Origin of the sequence: Chelativorans sp. ZYF759 (assembly GCF_012911015.1) — a bacterium.
GTDB lineage: Bacteria > Pseudomonadota > Alphaproteobacteria > Rhizobiales > Rhizobiaceae > ZYF759.
Genome location: NZ_WVVV01000003.1, coordinates 231,920 through 254,514 on the forward strand (window position 1 = coordinate 231,920; position 22,595 = coordinate 254,514).

A 22,595-nucleotide genomic window follows, 5' to 3' on the forward strand; every position below is an offset into this window, starting at 1 on the left:
GCCTAGCCGATCTCGCGGCGAAGCTTCGCCAGTGCAACGTCAATGCTGCGCTCGTAGCGCACCAGCGGCGGCTTGATGCCGTGCAGGAACAGTTCGTGGCGGATCGGCCGCGAGGTGCCGGTCAGGACGATCCGGATGTCGCGTCGGGCAGCCTTGTGGGCCAGAACCTCGATCGTGTTGGCGGCCGTCGCGTCGACCAGCGGCACGCCCGAGAAGTCGATGATGAGCGCACGATGGGCATCCGAGATGCGGTCGAGCACCGAACCGATCGATGCAGCCGCACCGAAGAAGAAGACGCCGGAAATGCGATAGACCACGATGGAGGGATCGGTTGCCGCCGTTTCCTCATAGGGCGTCCGGTTTGCATCATCGGCTTCGTCCTCCCGCACAAAGGGGACATGGGTTGCCACGGCGGCCACCTGCGACATGCGGTGGATGAAGATCACCGAGCCCAGCGCGAAACCGACGATGATGGCCTCGGTCAGGTCGCGGAAGATGGTCAGCCCGAAGGTCACGCTCAGCACCGCGGCATCGCCCCAGGAGGCGCGCATGAGCATGGCGATGGCGTGCTTCTCGATCATGTTCCAGGCCACCACAGCCAGCACGCCGGCGAGGGCGGCCAGCGGGATGTAGCTGGCCAGCGGCGCGGCCACCAGCATGAAGGCGAGCAGGAAGACGGCATGCAGCATGCCGGCCACCGGACCGTGCGCGCCGGACCGCACATTGGTGGCGGTGCGCGCGATGGTGCCGGTCACGCAGATGCCCGAAAACAGCGCCGAGGCGACATTGGCGACGCCTTGCGCCACCAATTCGCAGTTGGAGCGGTGGCGCCGCCCCGTCATGCCATCGGCGACGACCGCCGAAAGAAGGGATTCGATCGATCCCAGCAGCGTGAAGGCGAAGGCGCTTGGCAGCACCGCCACAACCCGATCGAGGGTGATTTCGGGCAGCGTGGGCATCGGAAGGGCGGATGGGATTCCACCGAACTGCGTGCCGATGGTGGCGACCTCGAGGTCGAGCGCCCAGGCAGCGAGCGAGGTCGCGGCGATGGCGATCAGCATCTCCGGGAGGCTCGCCCGCCAGCGCTTCAGCCCGACGATGAGAAGGATGGTGGCCAACGCCAGCGCGACCGTCGCCGGATCGAAACCGGGCAATGCCGCCCACAGGACCGGCAGCTTCTCGAGCAGCGGACCGGGTTCCGGGCCGGTGAGCGAGAGGCCCAGCATGTCGCGAATCTGGCTGGCGAAGATGATGACGGCGATGCCGGCCGTGAAGCCCACCGTAACGGGGTAGGGGATGAACTTGATGTAGGTACCAAGCCGCAGGAAGCCCACCGCCGTCAGCAGGAGGCCCGACAGCAGGGTGGCCAGGATCAGCCCGTCCATGCCGTGTGCCATCACGGTCGCCGCCACAAGCACGATGAAGGCGCCGGCCGGCCCGCCGATCTGGAATCGGCTGCCCCCGAGCAGCGAGACGAAGAAGCCGCCGACTATGGCGGTGTAGAGACCCTGCGCGGGCGTCGCACCCGAGGCGATGGCGATGGCCATCGACAAGGGCAGGGCGACGATGGCAACCGTCAACCCGGCAATGGCGTCGGCCCGCAGATGGGAAAGGCGATAGCCTTCGCGCAGGACGGTGACGAGCTTGGGTGTGAAGAGGTCGCCGAAACCCGGCTCCTGCGCTCTGCCCCCTATCGCTGTGCCGGTACTCATGAGGATTGCCGGGCGGCCTCGAGAGCGGGACCGAACGCGGCCTCGAACAGGTCGATTTCCGCTTCGGGCCCGACGCTGATGCGCACGGTGCGGTCGAGCACCGGCACCATCGGCTTGCGCACGAAGACGTCTCGGGCCAGGAGTTCCTGCATCACCTTGAGCGCGAACGCCCCGTCGCGGCCGCAGTCGATGGCGACGAAGTTTGTCGCCGCAGGCAAGGGTTTCAGCCCATGCCCCGTCGCGATCTCCGCGATCCGGTGCCGGCCGGCGGCCGTGCGCGCCACGATCCCGGCCAGATAATCCTGGTCGTGGAGCGCGGCGAGACAGCCCGCCTGCGCCATGCGGTTCATGCCGTAATGGTTGCGCACCTTCTCGAAGACCCGGATCGTGTCGGGATGCCCGATCGCATAGCCGCATCTGAGGCCGGCCAGCCCATAGGCCTTGGAGAAGGTGCGCATGCGCACGAGATTGGGCCGCGAAACGTCTATGGCGGGCAGGGCATCCGGCGGCGCGGTCTCGCCATAGGCCTCGTCCAGGATCAGAATTGTCGTCTCCGGCAGCGCCTCGAAAAAGGCCTCTATCTCGGATGCCGCCCACCAGCTTCCCATAGGGTTGTCCGGATTGGACAGGTAGACGAGCGGCGCGTTTTCGCGTCTCACAGCATCGAGCAGGGCGCCGAGATCCTCGCGGTCGTCCCGGTAGGGCACGGTGACGAGGCGGCCGCCGAAGCCGGCGACATGGTAGTTGAAGGTCGGATAGGCGCCGAGCGATGTCACCACCGCATCGCCCTCGCGCACGAAGAGACGCACCGTCAGTCCAAGCAACCCGTCAATGCCCTCGCCGATGACGACATTGCCCGCCTGCAGCCCGAGATGGGCAGCGATGCCCGACTTCAGGTCGAAATTGTCGGGGTCGCAATATTTCCACATCTCGCCGGCGGCTTCCGCCATGGCGGCCACGACACGCGGGGAAGGGCCGAAACCGTTCTCGTTGGCGCCGAGGCGCGCGCGAAAAGGCCTGCCGCGCGTACGCTCCTGGGCTTCGGGCCCGACGAAGGGAACGGTGTCTGGAAGCAGGCGCGCGAGCGGGGTGAGCGGAAGTCGGTCTGTCATGGCGAATGCCGGTCTGGTGAGTATGGCGCGGACACTACGCCTCGGCTTTCGGCCACGCAACCGAGCCACGAGGTCGCGCCAAGAAAAGAGCCCGGCCAAAGGCCGGGCTTCAGTCAGGCTCAGGAAAGAACGATCGCTCAGCGCATCATGTTGCGCAGGGCGGAAATGGAGCTGTCGAGCGAGATCGAGGCCACGAACTTGTTGCGGAACATGTCCGGGTCGTTGCGGTTCGAGCCGTAGTAGCGAAGGTCGAGCGTCACCGTCTCGGCATAGGTGTACGAAATTCCCGCATTCCAGTCGACATTGCCGCGGAAAGTGGTGCCGACACCGCCGGAAAGCTCGAGATCGTAGGGCAGCGCATAGGCCAGGCTGGCGACGCCATAGTTGGTCCGGTTCTCCGGATCCCAGTAGAGTTCGACGCCCGGGGTCAGGCCGACATCGGTGAAGGCGTAGGAGGCCTTGCCGTAGATCTCGCCGCCGGCATCGCCGGTACGGTTGTAGTAGTAGCGCGCATAGCCGATATCCAGCGACAGGTCGCCGAAGGTCGGGCGAATGCCGCCATAGAAGTCGATCTCCACCGTGTCCGGAGCGCTGAGCGGGCCGCTGAGGCTGGATGCCCAGACGCCGATATAGACCCATTCGTAGGAGCCTTCGACATAACCCTGGATGGCGGGGCCGTTGCTGTAGTCGTAGCCGCGCGACACATAGGCCGTGGTGGCGGTGACGCCGAAGGCGAGATCGATCGCCAGATCGGCCTGCTCGGGCGTGTAGCTGGGCTGGGCCGGCGCGTAGATGGCGTCGGCTGCGAAGGAAGGCGCGGTAGCGAGGGCCATCACTGCGGCACCGGCGATTACGATCTTTTTCATGCGAGTCCCCAACGATGAGATAGGTGTCCGATCCGCTAGCCGATCCCTCCCGCCAAACATGGCGAATCTGCTTGCTGGATTTATTTCATCTGTAAATCGTTCTGCGGCAACAAGCAGTTTAGGTAGTCGGCAAGCAGATCGCCTACGCGTTGCATAGAAGCAACAGCTGACCGCCTAATCCTGCGGCAAACGCCTCCTGACGGCGCGCAGGCGTCTGGAACTGCCTTGAGAGTGTGCAATCAGAAGGCGCGGGCCAGCGCGGAGACGAGCGCGATATCCTGCTGCGTCTCGTCATCGTCGCTGGCCGCCGGCCGCGAGGCGGTGCGCGCGACGACCACCCGGTTCGAAAAGTCGACCCACAGATACTGGCCGTGAATGCCGATGGCGGCGAGTGTGCCACGCCCGTCGCCCACGTCGTACCAGCCCGAGCGATAGCGGCCATGGGCGAACATGTCGGCGAAATCGCCATCGATCCATGCCTGCCGGTCGCCGCCCTCGCGCATGTCGTCGATCCATGCCCGGGGCACGACCTGGCTGCCGTCGGGACCGCGGCCCCCGTCGAGCACCAACTGGCCGATGCGTGCCAGATCGGTGACGGTGAGGCAGATGCCGCCGGCGGCCCGCGCGGTGCCCACGCGGTCAACCGTGACATAGGCCGGACCCGCAAGGCCAAGCGGGCGCCACAGCCGCTCGGCGACATAGTCATGGAAACGCCTGCCCACCGCGCGTTCGAGCGCGATTCCCAGCAGATCGGTGTTGGGCGAGGCATAGTGGAAGCGCAACCCGTGCCCGTGGCCCTGCGCGGGCAAGGTCGCGAGGAAAGCCTCCATCGTTTCCGGGTGCGTACCGGCGCGCTCGGGGTTCCACAACATGGCGCGCCGGTAGCGGTCGAACGCCCCGCCATGGTCGACATAGTCTTCGTCGAAGTCGAGATCGACCGTCATGTCGAGAAGGTCGCGCAGGCGGGCGGAACCGTAGGTGGAAGGCTCCATGCTTGCCACAAGGTCGACGATCGGGGTCTCCGGATCGATCAGCCCGTCGCCCTGGGCAATGCCGACGGCAAGGCCGGCAATCGATTTGGAGATGGAGAAGATGAGATGCGGCACGTCGAAATCTGCATGCGGCGCGCTCCATGAAGCGAGCGCCCGACCCCCGCGCATGACGAGCAGCGAATCGGTGTGGCGCCGGGCCAGGAGTTCGATCGCCGGTGTTGCCTGTCCCCTTGCGTCCTCGATCCGCATTTCATGCAACGGGCCGGCGGGCGGCGGCGCGACCGGCGTTGCCGCGGCCTGCGCAATCGTCGCCGTCGGCACGAATTCGCTGGCGTGCTGGAAGCTCCAGCGCGCGGCGGGATGGCTGCGCCAGTTTTCGAGCGTGATGGCGGCGCGTTCGGCGGGCGTGATCATGGCGTGACTCGCGGGGAAAGAGGGACGGACGGGTCGGGCGGATCTGGTTAGGGCCGGCGATCGGCGGGCGTCAAGCGCGACGCGTTTCGGCAGGACAAACGCCGGCGCCGTGCGGTTGCAGCCCTCCCGTTACGCGCCGTCTGCGGCACCCTTCCAAAGCCAACTGCGGCGCGCCGACAGAAAATCCTTGAGCGACAAGGGATGTATGGCTATCAGGGGCGGCGCTGGAGAGGTGGCCGAGTGGTCGAAGGCGCTCCCCTGCTAAGGGAGTAGGGCTCAAAAGGCTCTCGTGGGTTCGAATCCCATCCTCTCCGCCATCATATCGCTCACGGCAGTTTCGCTTCGCTCCACGCCTCCGCGAGGGCGGCCTGACTGGCCGGCGGGCGGTCGCCCGCGTGGCTTTGAGTTCGAAGGTTTCTCCGAACTCTCCGCCATCATATCGCTCACGGCAGTTTCGCTCCGCTCCACGTCTTCGCGGGGAATGATCGATGGCCGCAATTGTCCCTCGCGATGATCAATCCGCCTCAGCGCGGCGCGAGCGTGGCGATCAGCCGGTTCGCCACGCGGGCCATGGCTGTCGCGGCAGAGAAGTCGAACTGGTTGATGGCGATGAACACGCCGACGCCACGGGTCGGTGCGAAGGCGATGTAGCTGAAGATCCCGTCCGTGCCGCCTGCCTTCTGGATGACCAGGGGGCGGTCGCCTTCCGGCATCATGATGACCCAGCCCAGACCCATTGCGTCCATATGTCCGGATTCGTCCATGCCGGAGACCGGGTCGAGACCGTCGCGAATGATCCAGCCGGCATGGCTGATTGCCCGGGCCTCGGCGCCGTTCTGGCCAGTGCGGTCGAGGTTCCAGTGGAGAAAGCGGACCATGTCGTTGGCGCTGCTGTACAGCGACGAGGCGCCGAAGCGGTTTGGGATGGGATCGCCCGGGTCCATCTCGACGCCATTCCAGTCATAACCGGTCATGACGTTGTCGCCGTGCGGCCGCGCAAAGCCCGTCGAGGCCAGGCCGATCGGGTCGAGCACCTTCTCCTGAAGGAGCTCGTCATAGGGCATGTCGTACAGTCCCGAGAGCGCCATCCCGAGGAGATCGAAGGCGACGTTCGAGTAGAGAATGCCGGTCTGGGGCGTGAAGAGCAGAGGATCGCCCGCAAGACTGGCAGCGAAGGAGGCGTCGCTGTGCCGATCGACGCCTGCGACGGGCGAGGGCTCGCGCGGCAATCCGCTGGCGTGGATGGCAAGATCGATGAGCCGGATCGCGTGACCGTCGCGCTCCGGCAGGGTCTCGACGATGCCGACATGTGGCTCGGCCGGATCGGTCAAGGCGGCCTTGCCGTCGGCAACGGCATGGGCCAGCGCGAGGCCGGTGAAGGTCTTGCTGATCGATCCGATGGCGATCTGCGTTTCGCCGTCGGGCTTGAGACCGCTGCCCCTGGCGACCTCCCCGAAACCGAAGACGACGCTCTCGCCGCCACGTACCGCGGCAATGACCATGCCGGGAACGCCGGTGTCGAGGTGGAAGATCTGGCCCGTGAAGCCGACCGCCTCCTTGAGCAACGCATCATCCGCGAAGGAGGGTGTGGCCGCAAGCAGGGCGGTTATGGCGGCGGCGGCGCAAACATGTCTCATCTGGCGATCCGGGGTTCGAGAGCGGAAGCGCACATGATGGGGAATGTGTCCTAACGTTTCATTCGCGTCTCGATCGGGGAGGCGCGTGAATCCCGTCGAAAGACGGACATCGGCTAGGCCCGGGAAAGCCCGAACGCCAATCCGTCCGCATCGAAGTAGTGCAGATTCTTCGGATGCGCGGTCAGTCCGACCTGGGCATCCGGCTCCGGGGCTTCGCCATCCACGACGACGAGACAGGTCTCGCCGCCTGCAAGCGTGACGTGAAGCAGTGTTGCCGCCCCGGTATATTCCGCGATGACGACCTTCCCCACGATGTGGCCCTCGTCGGGCGCGACAAGCGACAGATGCTCCGGCCGAATGCCGACATGCACCGTGCCGTCGGGCTGCGCACCGAAGCCGCCTGCTGCGGAGGCCGGCAGGATGTTCATCTTGGGACTGCCGATGAACTGGGCAACGAAGATGTTGTCGGGCCGCTCATAGAGTTCACGCGGGCTTCCAACCTGTTCGACGCGCCCGTCGCGCAGCACGACGATCTTGTCGGCCAGCGTCATCGCCTCGACCTGGTCGTGGGTCACGTAGATCATCGTATTGCCAAGCCGCTTGTGCAGCGCGGCGATCTCCGCACGCATGTGAACCCGCAGTTCTGCGTCCAGGTTCGACAAGGGTTCGTCGAAGAGAAACACGTCGGGGTGCCCGACGATGGCGCGACCGATGGCGACGCGCTGGCGCTGGCCGCCCGAGAGCTCGCGCGGAAAACGATCGAGCAACGTGTCGAGCTTGAGCAGTGTGGCAGCCTCGGTAACGCGCCGCTGGCGCTCGGCGACCGGCACTTTGCGGACCTTGAGGCCGAAGCCCATATTGTCGCGCACGTTCAAATGCGGGTAGAGGGCGTAGGATTGGAAGACCATGGCGACACCGCGCCTGGCGGGCTGCACTTCGTTGACAATGCGGTCGCCGATGCGCAGTTCGCCATCGGTCACGTCCTCCAGCCCGGAGATCATCCGCAACAGGGTGGACTTGCCGCAGCCGGAGGGACCGACAAAGACGACGAATTCGCCATCGGCGACGTCGAGGTCCACGCCCCGGATCACGTCGACGCGGCCGAAGCTTTTCTGGAGATTGCGAAGGGTGAGGCTGGACATGGCGTTTCCGTTCTCTCAGTCAGCCCTTGACGCCTGAAAGCGCGAAACTCTCGATGATCTGACGTTGCGCGATCAAATAGACGATCAAGATTGGCACGACGGCAAGCGTGGTGGCGGCAAGCTGCAGGTGCCAGAGCGGCGAGCCGTAGGGATCGGTGAAATTCGACAGGGCGAGCGGCAGCGTGAAGTTCTCAAGCGACGAGATGAAGATCAGCGGCTCGAGAAACAGGTTCCACGAATTGAGGAACGTGATGATGGCCACGGCGGCAAGCGCGGGCCGCGACATGGGCAGCGCAATCCGCCACCAGACGCCGAAGCGCGACAGGCCATCCATCTTTCCCGCTTCTTCCAACTCCTTGGGCAGGGCCATGAAGTATTGACGCATGAGGAAGGTGCCCACGATGCCCTGCGGGCCAAAGACCGGCAGCAGGATCAGCGGCCAGTGCGTGTCACTCAACCCCATCCAGCGGATCAGGAAGAAGTTCGGGATGATGGTCACTTCCTCCGGGACCATCAGCGCCGACACCAGGAAGAGCGCAACGAGCGCGGCACCGGCAAAGCGCAGTCTCGCCAGTGCGTAGCCGGCAAGCGATGAGATGAAGAGGGTCAGAATGGTGACCGTGACGGCGACATAGAGCGAGTTGAAATACTGCCTTGCGAAGGGCTGGTAGGTGAACACCTCGACATAATTGCTCCAGCGAAACGTCCGCGGGATCAGGCTCGGCTGCCCGAAGATCTCGGTCGGCCCCTTGAGGCCCGAGGTGATCATCCACAGAAACGGGAACACGAAGGGGATTGCCACGATGCAAAGCGAAATCGTCCAGCAGATCTGCTTGATCAGCCGAAGCTGGGGCTGGGTGAGGGCGCCGATCACGTGTCCCTCCTGCGTAGCGCAAGCTGAACGATGGTGAGCGTCATGACGATGACGAACATGATCATCGCGAGAGCCGAGGCGTAGCCCACATCGAAGAACTGGAAGCCCTGCTGGTAGATGTAGAATGCGAGCACCAGCGTGCCGTTCTCCGGTCCGCCGCCCGTCATCAGGTAGATGTGGTCGAATACCTTGAACGAGCCGATGGTAGTGATGACCATGATGACCAGCGTCGTGGGCCCCAGCAACGGCCAGATGATCATGCGGAAGATCTGCCAGTTCGAAGCCCCTTCGAGCCGTGCGGCCGCCTCGTAGTCGCGCGGGATGGCTTGCAGCGCGGCGATGTAGAGGATCATGTTGAGCCCGACCATCTTGATGACCCTGGTCAGGATGACGGCGACCATCGCCCAGTCGGGATGGCGCAGCCAGTTCGGTCCATCTATCCCGATCCCGGCGAGCATCTGGTTGACGAAACCGGCCTCGCCCTGGAGCAGGAATTTCCACACGATCGCCCAGGCGACGGCCGAGGTGACGACCGGCGCAAAGAATACCGTGCGAAAGAAGATCACCCCGGGAAAGCGCCGCGACAGGGCCAGTGCCAGGGCCAGTGCCAGCGCCATGTTGAGCGGCACCAGGCCGATCGCAAAAACGATGGAATTGCGCACCACCTGCCAGAAATCGGGATTGCGAAAGAGTGCATCGTCGTAATTGGCCAGTCCGACGAAGGTCGATTGCTGCGACAGCAGGTTCCACTCGCTCAGCGAGTAGACGACCACCGCGATCAGCGGCCCGACAAAGAAAATGAGGAAGCCGATGAGCGTGGGGCTGAGGAAGATCCATGCCTCCATCGCCTCGCGCATCTTCAGCGTAAGCCACGGCGCGCGCTCTGCGCGCGCCGTCATGCTGGTAGCCGGCTTCCCCGTCACTTGGCGATCCCCCTAGAGAAGCGGCTGAATGGCTGCGCAGACGGCTTTCAGCGAGTCTTCCACATTGGCCTCCGCCCGCCACAGGGCGTCGACGCGTGGCCGCATGGCCGCGAGAATCTGCGGGCTGCGCTCGTGGCTTGGGAGCACGTTGCCCGTGGCGATGGCCTCACCGACCACCTCCATCTGTTCAGCGGGGATCAGATTGTTGGAGGTGGTGAAGGCCTCGCTGGACAGGACGCTGTTGCGCGCCGGTGGAAAGAACTGCGCCATCTTGGCGACGTTCGCCTCATTCGTCATATGGGCGACGAACTCGGCGGCAAGTTCCTTCTGGCGTCCTGCGGCGAACACCACGATGGCGGCCTGGCCGATGACCGGCGCCTCGCCGCCGGGGCCGGTGGGCAAGGGCGCGATACCCCATTCAAAGCCGGCATCGGCCATCAGCGAGGCGCGCGAGATCTGGTTGATCGTCATCGCCGCGTTGCCGGAGAAGAAGTCGCCATTCTCGCCGGGTGGCACGATCGAGCGATCGGTGAAGACCATGTCATGCAACTGCTGCACCGCTGCGATCGCCTCGGGCTTGTCGAAACCGCATTCCTGATTGGCCCAGACGTCGCCACCATAGGCGCGGATCGGCGGCATCAAAGCGTGCATGATGCGCGAATCGTATCCCTGGCCGTCCTTGAACTCGAACCCCCAGGCATCATTGGCTTCGGTAAGCTCCTTGGCGACTTCCTGGAACTTGTCCATGTCCCACTCGCCTCTGGCGGCAAGCGCCAACGGATCGTCGAGTCCCGCCGCGTCGAACATGTCCTTGTTGTAGAAGATCACGAAGGGCGAGGTTGAAAAGGGAACGCCCCATACTTCGTCGTCTCCCCGCCACAAGCCCATTGCCGGCTCGGAGAAGTCGGCGAGATCATATCCTTCTGCGGCATTCAGCGCCGGAGCCAGATTCTCCAGGACCCCGGCATTGGCGAAAGTGGAGGCGGCGTCTTCCATCATCCAGCCGGCATCGGGCGGATTGCCGCCGGCAAGCTGAAAGGTCAGGCGCTGCGTGTAGTCGCCGGCCGGAATCGTCTCAAATCTCACCGTCACTTCGGGATGCGTCTCCTTGAAGCTTTCCGCGATCTCGTTGAGCATGGTGAGATGGGCCTGGTTGCCCGTCCACACGGTGAAGCGGAGTTCGGCTGCGGCAAGCGCCGACGACATCATGCCGAGCGCAAGCGCCGACAGGGTTATGCTTTTCACAACGGACTTCATGGCTTTTCCTCCCTTGGGTTTCATCCCGTCTTCAGCTTGGCTGGCTCGAGCGAGGAGACGACCGGCAGTGAAGTCGCTTGCGGCTGAGGCCAGCCCTTCACGCCCGGCTCCACGGCAAAAAGCGAACCGGCCCATTTTTCGCCGTCCGTTCCCATCGACATCGATGTGATGACGAGCGTCGAAAGCGTCTCGCCACAAAAGGCGAGGTTGGTCGGGCGCGAGACGGGCAGCTTTATCGCCCCGATCTCGTGGCCCTGCGGGTCGAGGCGAACGATCAGCCCGGCATCGATGGCGGCAAACCAGTAGCAACCGTCCGTGTCGACCGCCGCGCCATCCGGGCGGCCGCGCGCCGGGCGGTGGAAAACGCGCCGATTGGCCAGCGTGCCCCTGGTGACGTCGAAGTCGAACGCCCAGATGGTCCGCACATCCGGATGGCTGTCAGCGAGGTAGAAGGTCGCGCCGTCCGGCGAGACCGCGGCGCCGTTCTGGGTGCCGAGCCCATCCAAAACCTCGACGGCCCCAGCCTCATCAAGGCGATAGAGCTTCCCGCATGGCGTCTTCCCGGGCTGGGTCGGTACGGTCCCCGTCCAGAACCTGCCGGCGGGATCGACCACGCCGTCATTCATGCGCATGCCGGTGGGTGAACCGGGCAGGGGGGCGAGCAGCTCGAAGGAAGCATCGTCGGCGAGGCGGTACCAGCCCGTGCCGCCTGCCACGACGATGTCGCCTTCCCCGTCCAGCGCGACCGCGCCTGGCATGAAGGATGTCTTGATGCTCGTCACCTCGCTGGTGGCGAGGTCGAGTCTGCGGATCGCGCGACCTGCAATGTCCACCCACCACACGGCATTCGCGGCCGCATCCCAGAGCGGACTTTCGCCCACCATGTCGGCGCCCGCATGCCAGATCCTGATCGGAGCGCTGGTGCTCATGAAGGCTCTCCCGGCAAGGCGCCCGGCGCGTCGCCGATCGTCCACCCACCGTCAACGGGAATGTTGGCGCCCGTTATGTAGGCCCCGGCATCCGAACACAGCATCAGCACCGGCCCGGCAACCTCCTCCGGCCGGCCCGGCCGCGCGGCAGGTATTTTCGCGGTGACCGCGTTGCGGAAATGCGGATCGGCATAGCGCTCAGCGAGGCGGGAGGTTTCGATGGCGCCGGGAGAGACGACGTTCATCGTCACGCCATCCCGCGCCACGTCACGCGCGATGGCGCGCAAGGCCGTTAGCTGGGCGGATTTTGCGGCGGCATAGGCCACCGTTTCGGCGCGCGGGCGGGCCGCAATCACACTGCCGATCGCAACCACGCGTCCCCAGCCGCGCGCGGCCATTGGCGGCACCAGAACCGACGCCAGCGAGACGAGTGCCATCACCCCGGCAGCAAAATGCGCCTGGAGATGGGCGGGCGTGGCTTCCGTCCAGGGCAGTCTGCGTTCGATCGCCGTGCAGGACACGAGAATGTCGATGGGGCCGTGCTCGGCCATGATCTTGCCGGCAAAGGGTACGACCGAGGAAAGGTCGAGAAAATCTGCTTCGACGACCGCGGTCGCGCACCCTTGTGCGCGCATCTCACCAGCCAGTCTTTCCGTTTCGTCGGCGGCGCCCAGATGATGCAGGACCAGCTGCGCTCCCTGGCCACCCAGCCCGCGCGCGATCGCCGCGCCAATATCGGAATTGGCACCCGTTACGAGTGCGCGGCGGCCAGCGAGGGAGAACGGCCCGCTCACCGCGTCCGATCCTTTTCTTCGCCGAGCTTTTCGGCGACCTCGAAAGAGGCGATGTCGGCCGCCTCGAAATGGATCTCGATGTGGGTCTGGGCGAGGTCGGCGTCGCCAGCCACAATTGCTTCGTAGATATCGCGATGGCGCTCGACCGTTGCGTCCCAATCGGCGTCGGTACGATTCGATCGGCGCGAAAACAGCTCCGAGACCTCGCGCTGGACAGCGCGCATGCCCTCCATCTGGACCCGGATCATCGTGTTGCCGGTCGCCATGGCCATACCGAGATGGAAGAGAATATCGGCCTCGGTGAAGCCTTCAGGCTCCTTCAGTGCACGTCGCATTTCATCCAGCGCGCGCTCCATCACCGCCAGTCCCGATTTTTCCTGGCGTTCCGCCGCCAGCCGGGCGATGCCCGTCTCGACCACGCGCCGCATCTCGTTGGCCTCGCGCAGCCGCGTCAGGCTCGATCTGACCGCATAGCCATAGATGCGGTCGAGCGGTTCGCCATTGAGTTCCTTGGCACGCGCCACCTTTCCCTGCTGGGTGGAGATCAGGCCAGCGGATGTGAGCTGCCGCAGGGCCTCGCGTGCGATGGGCTTGGAGACGCCGAACTCCCTGGCAATCTCTCCTTCGGCGGGCAGCGCATCGCCGGGCGCGATCCGCCCGTCCAGGAGCGCCATCGCGATCGCATCGGAAACAGCGTCTGCAAGCCTGGCGGGCGCGGCCGGCTTGGCGTCGACGAAGAACTTTCTGGTGGATTCCGTGCTCATGGTCCCCCCTCGGATTGCAGTCACCTAGCATACATCCTTCCAACCTAGCAACTAAGATTATAAGTTGCCAAGAAATCCAGTTAGCGGGTAAAGAGGCGGGGGCGCTTTTGCGCTGCTGCTGGAGGGAGCCACGTGACAGACACATCAAGCATGAGCGCGGACATCCGCATTACCGACGTGATCGCGCATCCGCTGACCCAGACCCTGCCGAGACCGACTGTCACCTCCTGGGGCCAATATTCGGAGGTTTCGATCGTTCTGGTCGAAGTGCGCACGGATGCCGGCATCGTCGGCGTGGGAGAGACGCTGGCCCGTTTCGCGCCCAAGGCCTATGCGGAGGCCATCGAAACGCTGCTGAAGCCGCGGCTGATCGGCCAGAACCCGACCGACATCAGCGCCTTGTGGCGCAGCATGCGGCGCGCACTTTCGGGCCGCTCCGGCGGCATGCTGTTCGAGGCCATCGCGGGCGTCGACATCGCGCTGTGGGACATTCTCGGCAAGGTCGCGAACATGCCGATCCACAGGCTGCTGGGCGGCATGGGACGCAGCGAAGTTCCCTGCTACGCGGCATCGGTCAACTGGGGCGAGGATGCCTTCATGGAGCGCGAGCTCGACCGCTACCTGGAGAAGGGTTTTCCCCGCATCAAGGTGAAGATCGCCAATCCCGTCAAAGACGCTTGCCGCCGCATCGCGCTTCTCAGGAAGCGGGCGGGAGACGACATCGAGCTGTGCGTCGATTCGAATTGGGCCTACTCGCTGGAGGAAGCAGTCGAAGTGGGCCGCGCGCTGACCGACAATCGCTACTTCTGGTTCGAGGAGCCCCTGCGTCCGGAAGACGAAGCCGGCTACGAGGAACTGCACCGCCGATGCGCAACGCCGCTTGCAGCAGGTGAAAGCAACTATACGCTGGACCAGACGATGCGCCTTGTCTCCAACCGGACGCTGTCCTTCATCCAGCCCGACGTGGCGCGATCGGGCGGCATCTCGGAGACCCGGCGCATGGCCGAGTTCGCCGCCGCCCATGATGTCCAGTATGCGCCCCATATCGGCATGTCGGGCATCATCTGCGAGACGGCGAGCGTGCATCTGGCCGCCGCCATGCCGAACATCAAGGCGATGGAATGCGAGACCGACGAGAGCCCGTTCAAGACGGCCATCACGGGCGCGGCACCCGGCGCCGACCGCCAGAAGAACGGGATGCTGCCCGTGCCAACCGGTCCGGGTCTCGGCATCGAGGTCGACTGGGAGGCCGTCAGAAGCCTGCGCGTGTCATGACCAAAACGCAGAGGAGCACCATGACGACATCACCGACCCCGAACGAGATGGCGGAGGCATTGCGTCTCGCGATCTTGCGCGCCGATCCGAAGCTGTCACGGTTTGATCCGCTGCCTCGCATCATCAGTCACGACGAGTTCGCGAACGGGCATTGTGGCTGGTCCCAGCTTGTCGGCAACTACCAGGATGACCTCGACACGATGCTGCCGGGCTACGCACAGCACACTGGCGCGATGCTTTCCACGCTTGGCCACTGGGATTCGGGCTCGCATGGCGGCATGGGCTCTTCCTACGCTCTCAAGATCGCCACCCGCCCGCACAAGGGCGCGCAGAATGTCGCGATCAAACGCCATACGTTCCGCCACCGGGGCCGTATCCGGTTCGAGGTCTATTTCACTTTCAAACCCGAGGCATCGGAGTTGAAGCTTAGCGAGACCGACGTGCGTTCCATCGGTTTTCTCTTCGACCTCCAGGCCGGCGACAATGACAAAGGCGCGGAGCGGGTCATGCCGCATTTGCGCTTTCTCAACGCGCTCGACGGCAAGCACGTCGAGAAATGGCAGTTCAAGCAACAGGGTACGTCGTTTCGGCCGGTCGGGGACGGTGACAAGACCTTGAGCCACTACCACCTTTCGCCCGACGGCTGGGAGGACCTGCCCGGCGGCGATCAGCGGCTTTGCTACAACGAGATCGCCACCAAGGTGAACTGGACCTATCTGCGTTTCGATTTCGATCTCGGCGCGATGGAAGCGCTCGATTTCCAGTGCAACGACCGTGTTTTCGACATGTCGAAATTCGGTTCGATGCGCATGCCGGCAATGAAGAACCTCTGGTGCATGCTGAATTTCTGCCTCTTTGCGGAGACCGACACCGACAAGAGGGCCTTTCTTTATGTCGACTCCGTCTGCATCTCGGGGGATTTCTGATGCTGCCCGAAAACATCACCTCGGTCGTTGCCCGCAACGAGACATGGACGGGCAAAGCGGCCAGCGAACCGCACGAGGCCGGCTGGGCCCGCGAGGCTGTCATCTTCGTGCGGGCGCTCAAGGATCCGAAAGGTTCGCAGCCGATGGCGCGGGTCGAGATTTCGCCGGACGGCATGCGCTGGATCGCGGAAGGTGCCGAAGCGGCGATGCCGTCCGTGCGCGACGGCATTGCCGTGATGCGGGTCGCCCATTTCGGCAACTGGCTGCGTGTGGCGGCCGATTTTGACGACGGTTGCGAGAGCACCGTCCTTGTCACGATCCATCTGAAGGCTTGATGCCGGCTGCCGGTGTCGGGAGGCCCACCACTCAGGCCCGTTCAACGTGAGCGCCCTGTCCCTGGAGGATCGAGCGCGTTCCCGTCAGGTGGCAAAGTGTCGGGATCGCCACCAGCGTGCAGGTAGGCAAATGTGATCGCCAGCGCGGTCACGATCTACGCAGGCTCTCTCTGTCGGCCCACGAGCAGGAGTTCGAAGGTCACGGACACCGCATTGCCTGTCGGCGCGAGCTGGCCACGTACCATCTGGCCCGAATGATCGACGAGCGCGATTTCAATCTGCGGCTCATCGGCCCGGCTGGGATCCCATGAACCGCTGACGATCAGGGCTTCGTTGGCGTGCCAGGCAAGGCTTCCCCCGCCCGCCAGTCTGCAGCCGACAAGGCTGCCGATCCCGAAAATGTCGGGACGGTCGAGGTCGTTCAGGCGCGCGATCTCCCGGATCGAAGCGACCAGATCCTCATTGGGACGGACCGAGGCAAGCACGGCGCGCCGGCCCGCCATCAGCGAGCCGGTCGACGGTGCCGCGCTTGCCGCAAACAATTTGAAATTGGTCTCGTGGTCGTCCCGGGCAACCATCGCGGCCCCGTCGATGCCCCAGGCCCGCGCCTTGCAATCTTCCGCGACCACGCTCTCGAAGGGCAGGAGGTGGCCCATTCGGACGCCGTCGCCGGAATCCCAAAGTCCATGGCAGTGCACAAAAGCTTGGCCGTCGCGCCACCCTGCCATGCAGCCGGCCCGGAGGATGGTGCCCGGCTCCATTGTACGGGTCGTGCTGTACCAGGCGATGTGTTCTTCATCGGGTGAGACGGCAGGAATGACATACTGCAACCGGGTCAGGGCAATATCCTGCAGCCAAACATAACCAGCGGAACAGCCCGCATCCGCAAGCCCGCGGGCGATCGCTTCATTGACGCTGAGCCCGGCCTTCAGCTGGATCTCGAGCGCGAAGGCCTCGCAGCGCACCGCTTCCACCCGCCGTGCGGCCCGGGGCCCCGGATGCTTGACCGTTCGCATCGTCTAGTTCGCCAGCCCGGCATTCACGAAACCGCCATCCACCGCGAGGATCTGTCCGTTGACGTAGGAGGCCTCAGGCGAGATCAGGAATGCCACCGCACCGGCGACCTCCTCCGGCAAGCCATAGCGCCGTTGGGGCACGCGCTCCATCCACTGGCGGCGGACATCGTCGGTGTGGACGCTGCGGGCGAGCGGGGTGTCGATCGGGCCCGGTGCGACCGCGTTGACGCGTATCCCGTGCGGGCCGAGTTCGCTGGCCATCACCATCGTGAGGGTGTTGACGCCGCCCTTGGAAGCGCCGTAGGCGCTGCGGCCCTTGTTGCCGGTCATTCCCGAAATGGACGAGATGTTGACGATGGCGCCCGCCCGACCCTGGTCGAGCCAGATGCGCGCCGCCATGCGCGCCACGACGAAGCTGCCGATCAGATTGACGTCGAGAATGCGCCGGAAATCGGCGACGCTGGTGTCCACCGCAGGACGGTCGAGGCCGATACCGGCGGAATTCACCACGGCAGACAGGCCGCGGGAGGCCAGACGGGATATCACGGACTCAACGGCGCCCTCATCGGTGACGCTGCAGGACGAGGCGCAGGATCGATCCAGGCCGAGCTCGTCGCAGGCGGCCCACAGCGCCGCCTCGTTCATGTCGACAAGATGCGGCACCCATCCTCGTGCGGCCAGCAGGCGAGCGGTCTCGAGCCCGATGCCGGAGGCACCGCCGGTGATCAGAACGGTGCCCGCGCCAGCCGGAATGCTGTCCGGCGCGCTCATGCCGGCGCCTTCTCGTCGTGCTGCGCCGGCTCCAGATCGCCGCGGCGCTCCAGTTCCTCGCGGATCAGCTTCTTGGCGATCTTGCCATAGGCAGATTTCGGCATCCCGTCCCAGAAGACGAAGCGCTTCGGCATCTTGTAGCGGGCGATCTTGTCGGCGAGGAAGTCGCGCAACGTAACCTCGTCGACCGCCATGCCCGCACGGGGAACGCAGACGGCGATTCCCACCTCGCCCCATTTCGGGTCCGGCACGCCGAGCACGGCCACTTCGGCCACCGCCGGGTGGGTGAGAATTTTCTCCTCGATCTCGCGCGGATAGATGTTGGAGCCGCCCGAGATGTACATGTCGGAGGCGCGGCCGGTGATGTAGACGAAGCCTTCCGCGTCCATGTGGCCAAGGTCGCCCGTCCGGAACCAGCCGTTGCGAAATGCCTTGGCGTTGGCTTCCGGATTGTCGTGGTAGCCGGCGAACACGGCCGGCCCGATGACGCAGATCTCGCCGGTCTGCCCCGTCGCGACCTCGCCGCCTTCCTCGTCCTGGATCTGCACCTGCATGCCGGTGCGCTCGAAGCCGCAGGTGCCGATGCGGGCCATCGGTCCGTCTTCGATGCGGTGAAGGGCAGGGGGCAGCACCGTGATGTTGCCGGTGACCTCGCCAAGGCCGAAATACTGCACCAGCACCGGCCCCAGCTTCTTCAGGGCATGGATCTGGTCGGTCCGGTACATCGGCGCGCCGGCGTAGATGACATAACGCAGCGAGGAATGATCGAACCGGTCGACGGCTGGGTCCTCGACGAGCATCTTGAGAATGGTGGGAACCGTAAAGGCATTCGTGACCTTCCACTTCTCCACCAGGGACCAGACGGCCGCCACGTCGAGCCTTTCGCCCGCCGGCAGGATGGTCTTGGCGCCATGGGCGACCTGGGCCAGCTGGTGGATGCCCGCACCGTGCGAAAGCGGCGCCACGACAATCGAGGCGTCGTCGGGACCGGTGCCCGGCATCAGGTCGCAGAGATGGTTGGTCAGCACGAACCCCATCTGGCCATGGGTCAGCACGGCAGCCTTTGGCCGACCGGTCGTGCCGGAGGTGAAGAAGAACCAGCATGGATCGTCGCGGTCGACGGGAGCGCTGGTCTGCTTCGTCCCGAGATATTTTTCCACCAGTTCATCGTAGTCGGGACCGAAGTCGGCAGCGCCGATGGCGATGGCAAAGGAAAGCGCCGCGGCTTCGGATCTGTAGGCGGCCGCGTGGTCAGGGAATTCTGCCCCGCAAATGATCCCCTTTGCGCCACTTGCCGCTGCCAGATATGCGACCTCCGAAGGCGACTGCCGGTAATTTGTCGGCACCCAGACCGCGCCGAGCCGGAAGCAGGCGAACATCGATTCGAACATCTGGTTGCAGTTCGCCGACTGAACGAGCACGCGGTCGCCCTTCGCGATCCCGAACTCGCTGGCAAGGGCCGCGGCCATGGCCTCCACCCGCGCCTCCATCTGCGCCCACGTCCACCGGCGCTCGCCCCACACGAAACCAACCTCGTCAGGATGCCGGCGCGCCGCCTGGGTGAGGAAATGGGCGAGATTCATCACCCGGGTCGAGCAAGGCACGATGGCATTCGTCACTTCAGCCTCTCAAGGATGGAGACGTAGTTTGCCACCGCCGCGCCGCCCATGTTGAAGACGCCGCCGATCTCGGCGCCGGGAAGCTGCATGTCGCCAGCCTCGCCGGCAAGCTGCATGGCGGCCATGATGTGCATGGAGACACCGGTCGCGCCGATCGGGTGGCCCTTGGACTTCAAGCCGCCCGACAGGTTGATGGGAAGCTTGCCCTCGCGGGTGGCCGTCCCCTCGCGCACGACGCGGTGCCCTTCGCCGGGCGCCGCCAGCCCCATCGCCTCGTATTCGATCAGTTCGGCGATGGTGAAGCAGTCGTGGGTCTCGACGAAGGAGAGATCGTCGAGCGACAGGCCGGACTGCTCGAAGGCGCCCGCCCAGGCGCGCCTTGCGCCCTCGAAGGCAAGCACGTCGCGCCGGCTCATCGCCATGATGTCGTTGGCATGGCTGCGGGCGCGGAAGGCGATGGCACGCGACAGGTTGGCCGCCACCTCCTCGTCGGCCAGCACGATCGCCGCCGCCCCATCGGAGACCAGCGAACAGTCGGTGCGCCTCAGCGGGCGGGCCACGTAGGGGTTCTTGTCGGAGACCGTGTTGCAGAATTCGAAGCCGAAATCCTTGCGCATATGGGCGAAGGGATTGGCCATGCCGTTCGAATGGTTCTTGGCCGCGATCATGGCCAGTTCCTCGGAACGCTCGCCATAGCGCTGGAAATAGTTCTGGGCGATGCGGCCGAACAGGCCGGCGAAGCCGCCATCGATTTCGGCCTCCTCCTTGCGGTAGCTGGCGCCAAGCAGGATGTCGCCGACTTCCGCCGTGGGTGTGGCGGTCATCTTTTCCGCCCCGACCACCAGCGCCACACGCCCGCGGCCAGCCTCGATGAAATCCATCGCCGCATAGAGCGCGGCCGAACCGGTGGCGCAGGCGTTCTCGGTCCGCATGGCCGGCACATGCGCCAGCCGCTCGTCGCCCATCGCGACCAGCGCGCCCTGGAAGTCCTGTTTCGAGAATCCGTTGTTCATCACCCCGACGAAGATGCCGTCGAGATCGGTGGCCTCGACGCCCGCATGCGCCAGCGCCGGACCGACGACGGCGGCCATCAGCTCTTCCGTACCCTCATGTTCAAGCTTGCCGAAGGGCGAGTGCGACCAGCCGACGATATGTGCCTTGCTCATGTGACGTTCCTTCCCTGGATGCGCCGCTCCGCCGCGACGGGGGCTTTCACGCGCGATGCGAACATCTGCGCTACCTTCTTTTCCACCCTGCCGGCCTCCTCGATGAGCAGGGCGCCGAGTTCCTTCTGGCGCGGCTCCTGCATGCGGCTGTCGATGGCGGCGATGCTGAGCGCGCCGGCCGGCATGCCATCAGGATAGCGCACAACGGCGCCGAGGCCCCAGGAATTGGGGACGATGAGGCCCGGATTGAGCGAATAGCCCCGCTGGCGGGTCTCCTCGATATCGGCACGAATGCGCTCCGGCGGCAACAAAGGATAGTCTTCGCCCAGAACGGCCTCGTTGGCGGCAAGCACGGCGTCGACCTCGTCGTCTGGCAGCGCCGCCAGCAGCGCCAGCGATCCGGCACCGCAGCCGAGCGGATGCTCGAAGCCGGCCTGCAGCGCATGTGTCCGGATCGGGAACGTGCCTTCCTCCCGGTAGAGACAGACGGCATAGGTGCCGCGCCGCACCGAAATGAAGCTGGCATCCTCGGTCCGCCGCGACAGCCGCACGAGGCTGTCGATCGCCAGTTCCAGCAGCCCGAAGCGGCGCGCCGCCAGGCTGCCCAGCACATAGGTCTCTTCGCCGAGGAAGTAGCGCCGCGACTTCTCGTCCTGCTCGACCAGGCCGGCGCGGATGAGGGCGAGCAGCAGGCGCCGCACCGTCGGCTTGTTGAGCCCGCTCTCGGCGACGATAGCCGTCAGCGTCTCACCGCGTTCGGCAGCCCTCCCGACCATCGTGAGGATGGCCAGAGCGCGGTCTACGCTCTGCGAACCGAACATCACCAAGAAGCACCGCCGTCAGTTGGGTCCATATTGTGGATCGCATGAATGGTAGAAGCTGCGCTGAGTTTTGTAAAGCACAGGCGTTTGGAGTTGCATCACGTCCGAAACTCGTTACGTTGCGACATTCCCCCGCAAAAATGGGGTCCATATAGTGGAGCGCATACGAAACCCGGAGGAGACCGCAGGGCCTTTCGAGTGCGAGAACCGGAGGAAAGAGCATGAATTTCGTGAAATGGGGCGCGACCGCGCTCGCCACTGCAATGATCGGTGCAGCGCTCGTCGGAGGAGCGGCGGCGGAGACCTTCCGCCTGTCGCACAACACGGGCGACACCACCACCTGGCACCGTGGTGCCGAAAAGTTCAACGAGCTGTTGCGCGAGGCGACGGACGGGGAAATGGACATCCGCATATTCCCCAATGCGCAATTGTCGGGCGGCGACCAGATGCGCCAGGCCGAGATGGTCGGCCGCGGCGCGCTCGACTTCGTCGTCACTTCGGCAATCAACGTCACGCCGCTGGCGTCCGAGATGGCGGTCTTCTCGCTGCCCTATCTTTACGGCTCCTACGAGGACGTCGACGCGACCACCGACGGCGCGCCGGGCGAGCGCATGAAGGAGATCATGGAGGGGCACAACATCATCGTCCTCGCCTGGGGCGAAAACGGCTTCCGCGAGGTGACCAACAACACCCGACCCATCCGGTCGCCGGAGGACATGCGCGGCCTCAACATGCGCGTTGCCGGCCCGATGTATATCGACGTGATGAACGCGCTCGGCGCCAACCCGCAGCAGATGCAGTGGACGGAGACCTTCACCGCGCTCCAGCAAGGCGTCGTCGATGGCCAGGAGAACCCCATCGGGGCCGTCATCATTCCCCAGCGCGTCTACGAGGTGCAGAAATACCTGACCGCCTGGCACTATTCCTACGATCCGATCTTCCTGGGCGTCAGCAAGCAGCTTTGGGATTCATGGGACGAAGATACCCAGGCCAAGGTCCGCGAGGCGGGTGTGGAGGCCATGAGCTACCAGAAGCAGATCACGCGTGACGACACCGCCGCCGGCATCGAGTATCTGCGCGAGCAGGGCATGGAGGTCTACGAGCCGACGGACGAGGAACTGCAGGCCTTTCGCGAGGCAACCCAGCCGGCCTTCGATTCCTGGGCCGATCAGGTGGGCACCGACCTGGTCTCGCTTTTCCAGGAAGCGATCGACGGGCGCGACTGAACCTGTCATTCCATCGGTTTCAGG

General features: G+C 64.9%; 21 protein-coding genes and 1 tRNA gene. 5 read left to right on the plus strand and 17 right to left on the minus strand.

What is annotated here, in order from left to right; all coding sequences use genetic code 11:
* Window positions 1–2 precede the first annotated feature (2 nt).
* The 4 genes from GRZ55_RS07240 to GRZ55_RS07255 form a co-directional block, all read right to left on the minus strand.
* Complete coding sequence (locus tag GRZ55_RS07240; protein WP_169286232.1) at window positions 3–1,712, minus strand: SulP family inorganic anion transporter; 1,710 nt, start codon at window positions 1,710–1,712, stop codon at window positions 3–5.
* Window positions 1,709–2,824 carry a pyridoxal phosphate-dependent aminotransferase gene (locus tag GRZ55_RS07245; RefSeq protein ID WP_169286233.1) on the minus strand — a complete coding sequence of 372 codons (1,116 nt, stop codon included), beginning with the start codon at window positions 2,822–2,824 and terminating at the stop codon, window positions 1,709–1,711. Before GRZ55_RS07245 ends, GRZ55_RS07240 begins: the two co-directional genes overlap by 4 nt.
* Window positions 2,825–2,961: 137 nt before the next feature.
* A complete protein-coding gene (locus GRZ55_RS07250; protein ID WP_169286234.1) occupies window positions 2,962–3,690 on the minus strand; it encodes a TorF family putative porin in 729 nt (242 codons plus the stop codon).
* A 239-nt stretch (window positions 3,691–3,929) separates the two neighbouring features.
* Window positions 3,930–5,096, minus strand: coding sequence for a serine hydrolase (locus tag GRZ55_RS07255; protein ID WP_169286235.1), 1,167 nt, complete (start codon window positions 5,094–5,096; stop codon window positions 3,930–3,932).
* Window positions 5,097–5,322: 226 nt separating this feature from the next.
* Here GRZ55_RS07255 and GRZ55_RS07260 point away from each other — a divergent pair.
* Window positions 5,323–5,413, plus strand: a tRNA-Ser gene (locus GRZ55_RS07260).
* Window positions 5,414–5,620: 207 nt separating this feature from the next.
* On the opposite strand, the gene GRZ55_RS07265 is transcribed toward GRZ55_RS07260, so the two are convergent.
* From GRZ55_RS07265 to GRZ55_RS07300, 8 genes are all read right to left on the minus strand, one after another.
* Window positions 5,621–6,733 (minus strand): serine hydrolase, encoded by a 1,113-nt coding sequence (locus tag GRZ55_RS07265; protein WP_169286236.1) that lies wholly within the window; start codon window positions 6,731–6,733, stop codon window positions 5,621–5,623.
* Window positions 6,734–6,846: 113 nt separating this feature from the next.
* Window positions 6,847–7,875, minus strand: a complete 1,029-nt coding sequence (locus GRZ55_RS07270; protein WP_169286237.1) for an ABC transporter ATP-binding protein — start codon at window positions 7,873–7,875, stop codon at window positions 6,847–6,849.
* Window positions 7,876–7,894: 19 nt separating this feature from the next.
* Complete coding sequence (locus GRZ55_RS07275; protein WP_368856596.1) at window positions 7,895–8,746, minus strand: carbohydrate ABC transporter permease; 852 nt, start codon at window positions 8,744–8,746, stop codon at window positions 7,895–7,897.
* Window positions 8,746–9,648 carry a carbohydrate ABC transporter permease gene (locus GRZ55_RS07280; RefSeq protein WP_169286238.1) on the minus strand — a complete coding sequence of 301 codons (903 nt, stop codon included), beginning with the start codon at window positions 9,646–9,648 and terminating at the stop codon, window positions 8,746–8,748. Before GRZ55_RS07280 ends, GRZ55_RS07275 begins: the two co-directional genes overlap by 1 nt.
* Before the next feature lie 36 nt (window positions 9,649–9,684).
* Window positions 9,685–10,929, minus strand: a complete 1,245-nt coding sequence (locus GRZ55_RS07285) for a sugar ABC transporter substrate-binding protein (protein WP_169286239.1) — start codon at window positions 10,927–10,929, stop codon at window positions 9,685–9,687.
* 20 nt (window positions 10,930–10,949) lie between these two features.
* Window positions 10,950–11,858: an SMP-30/gluconolactonase/LRE family protein gene (locus tag GRZ55_RS07290; protein WP_169286240.1), complete on the minus strand. Its 909-nt coding sequence runs from the start codon at window positions 11,856–11,858 to the stop codon at window positions 10,950–10,952.
* A complete protein-coding gene (locus GRZ55_RS07295; protein WP_169286241.1) occupies window positions 11,855–12,652 on the minus strand; it encodes an SDR family oxidoreductase in 798 nt (265 codons plus the stop codon). The genes GRZ55_RS07290 and GRZ55_RS07295 overlap by 4 nt, the downstream gene beginning before the upstream one ends.
* Window positions 12,649–13,416, minus strand: a complete 768-nt coding sequence (locus GRZ55_RS07300) for a FadR/GntR family transcriptional regulator (RefSeq protein ID WP_169286242.1) — start codon at window positions 13,414–13,416, stop codon at window positions 12,649–12,651. The genes GRZ55_RS07295 and GRZ55_RS07300 overlap by 4 nt, the downstream gene beginning before the upstream one ends.
* Before the next feature lie 150 nt (window positions 13,417–13,566).
* Between GRZ55_RS07300 and GRZ55_RS07305 the strand changes: the two genes are divergently transcribed.
* From GRZ55_RS07305 to GRZ55_RS07315, 3 genes are read left to right on the plus strand one after another with little or no spacing between them, the layout of a single operon-like run.
* Window positions 13,567–14,691, plus strand: a complete 1,125-nt coding sequence (locus GRZ55_RS07305) for a mandelate racemase/muconate lactonizing enzyme family protein (RefSeq protein WP_169286363.1) — start codon at window positions 13,567–13,569, stop codon at window positions 14,689–14,691.
* 59 nt (window positions 14,692–14,750) lie between these two features.
* On the plus strand, window positions 14,751–15,617 hold the full coding sequence (locus GRZ55_RS07310) for a DUF6772 family protein (protein ID WP_169286364.1): 867 nt from the start codon (window positions 14,751–14,753) through the stop codon (window positions 15,615–15,617).
* Complete coding sequence (locus GRZ55_RS07315) at window positions 15,617–15,952, plus strand: hypothetical protein (protein ID WP_169286243.1); 336 nt, start codon at window positions 15,617–15,619, stop codon at window positions 15,950–15,952. The genes GRZ55_RS07310 and GRZ55_RS07315 overlap by 1 nt, the downstream gene beginning before the upstream one ends.
* A gap of 155 nt (window positions 15,953–16,107) precedes the next feature.
* On the opposite strand, the gene GRZ55_RS07320 is transcribed toward GRZ55_RS07315, so the two are convergent.
* Genes GRZ55_RS07320 through GRZ55_RS07340 form a run of 5 tightly spaced genes read right to left on the minus strand, consistent with a single transcriptional unit; the run spans window position 16,108 to window position 21,345 of the window.
* Window positions 16,108–16,968, minus strand: a complete 861-nt coding sequence (locus GRZ55_RS07320; RefSeq protein ID WP_169286244.1) for a DUF296 domain-containing protein — start codon at window positions 16,966–16,968, stop codon at window positions 16,108–16,110.
* A gap of 3 nt (window positions 16,969–16,971) precedes the next feature.
* Window positions 16,972–17,739 carry an SDR family NAD(P)-dependent oxidoreductase gene (locus GRZ55_RS07325; RefSeq protein WP_169286245.1) on the minus strand — a complete coding sequence of 256 codons (768 nt, stop codon included), beginning with the start codon at window positions 17,737–17,739 and terminating at the stop codon, window positions 16,972–16,974.
* On the minus strand, window positions 17,736–19,322 hold the full coding sequence (locus GRZ55_RS07330; protein WP_169286365.1) for an acyl-CoA synthetase: 1,587 nt from the start codon (window positions 19,320–19,322) through the stop codon (window positions 17,736–17,738). The genes GRZ55_RS07325 and GRZ55_RS07330 overlap by 4 nt, the downstream gene beginning before the upstream one ends.
* 32 nt (window positions 19,323–19,354) lie before the next feature.
* Window positions 19,355–20,524, minus strand: coding sequence for an acetyl-CoA acetyltransferase (locus GRZ55_RS07335; protein ID WP_169286246.1), 1,170 nt, complete (start codon window positions 20,522–20,524; stop codon window positions 19,355–19,357).
* A complete protein-coding gene (locus tag GRZ55_RS07340; RefSeq protein WP_169286247.1) occupies window positions 20,521–21,345 on the minus strand; it encodes an IclR family transcriptional regulator in 825 nt (274 codons plus the stop codon). Before GRZ55_RS07340 ends, GRZ55_RS07335 begins: the two co-directional genes overlap by 4 nt.
* Window positions 21,346–21,566: 221 nt before the next feature.
* On the opposite strand from GRZ55_RS07340, the gene GRZ55_RS07345 reads away from it, so the two are divergent.
* Window positions 21,567–22,571 carry a DctP family TRAP transporter solute-binding subunit gene (locus tag GRZ55_RS07345; RefSeq protein WP_169286248.1) on the plus strand — a complete coding sequence of 335 codons (1,005 nt, stop codon included), beginning with the start codon at window positions 21,567–21,569 and terminating at the stop codon, window positions 22,569–22,571.
* Window positions 22,572–22,595: the final 24 nt, after the last annotated feature.

What these genes read in the sequence shown, in the direction of transcription:
- GRZ55_RS07245 (WP_169286233.1), bottom strand. Translation starts at nt 2,824, where the DNA reads ATGACAGACCGACTTCCGCTCACCCCGCTCGCGCGCCTGCTTCCAGAC.
- GRZ55_RS07335 (WP_169286246.1), bottom strand. Translation starts at nt 20,524, where the DNA reads ATGAGCAAGGCACATATCGTCGGCTGGTCGCACTCGCCCTTCGGCAAG.
- GRZ55_RS07345 (WP_169286248.1), top strand. Translation starts at nt 21,567, where the DNA reads ATGAATTTCGTGAAATGGGGCGCGACCGCGCTCGCCACTGCAATGATC.
- GRZ55_RS07325 (WP_169286245.1), bottom strand. Translation starts at nt 17,739, where the DNA reads ATGAGCGCGCCGGACAGCATTCCGGCTGGCGCGGGCACCGTTCTGATC.
- GRZ55_RS07265 (WP_169286236.1), bottom strand. Translation starts at nt 6,733, where the DNA reads ATGAGACATGTTTGCGCCGCCGCCGCCATAACCGCCCTGCTTGCGGCC.
- GRZ55_RS07320 (WP_169286244.1), bottom strand. Translation starts at nt 16,968, where the DNA reads ATGCGAACGGTCAAGCATCCGGGGCCCCGGGCCGCACGGCGGGTGGAA.
- GRZ55_RS07285 (WP_169286239.1), bottom strand. Translation starts at nt 10,929, where the DNA reads ATGAAGTCCGTTGTGAAAAGCATAACCCTGTCGGCGCTTGCGCTCGGC.
- GRZ55_RS07280 (WP_169286238.1), bottom strand. Translation starts at nt 9,648, where the DNA reads ATGACGGCGCGCGCAGAGCGCGCGCCGTGGCTTACGCTGAAGATGCGC.
- GRZ55_RS07240 (WP_169286232.1), bottom strand. Translation starts at nt 1,712, where the DNA reads ATGAGTACCGGCACAGCGATAGGGGGCAGAGCGCAGGAGCCGGGTTTC.
- GRZ55_RS07300 (WP_169286242.1), bottom strand. Translation starts at nt 13,416, where the DNA reads ATGAGCACGGAATCCACCAGAAAGTTCTTCGTCGACGCCAAGCCGGCC.
- GRZ55_RS07270 (WP_169286237.1), bottom strand. Translation starts at nt 7,875, where the DNA reads ATGTCCAGCCTCACCCTTCGCAATCTCCAGAAAAGCTTCGGCCGCGTC.
- GRZ55_RS07290 (WP_169286240.1), bottom strand. Translation starts at nt 11,858, where the DNA reads ATGAGCACCAGCGCTCCGATCAGGATCTGGCATGCGGGCGCCGACATG.
- GRZ55_RS07330 (WP_169286365.1), bottom strand. Translation starts at nt 19,322, where the DNA reads ATGAATCTCGCCCATTTCCTCACCCAGGCGGCGCGCCGGCATCCTGAC.
- GRZ55_RS07250 (WP_169286234.1), bottom strand. Translation starts at nt 3,690, where the DNA reads ATGAAAAAGATCGTAATCGCCGGTGCCGCAGTGATGGCCCTCGCTACC.
- GRZ55_RS07315 (WP_169286243.1), top strand. Translation starts at nt 15,617, where the DNA reads ATGCTGCCCGAAAACATCACCTCGGTCGTTGCCCGCAACGAGACATGG.
- GRZ55_RS07305 (WP_169286363.1), top strand. Translation starts at nt 13,567, where the DNA reads ATGAGCGCGGACATCCGCATTACCGACGTGATCGCGCATCCGCTGACC.
- GRZ55_RS07255 (WP_169286235.1), bottom strand. Translation starts at nt 5,096, where the DNA reads ATGATCACGCCCGCCGAACGCGCCGCCATCACGCTCGAAAACTGGCGC.
- GRZ55_RS07340 (WP_169286247.1), bottom strand. Translation starts at nt 21,345, where the DNA reads ATGTTCGGTTCGCAGAGCGTAGACCGCGCTCTGGCCATCCTCACGATG.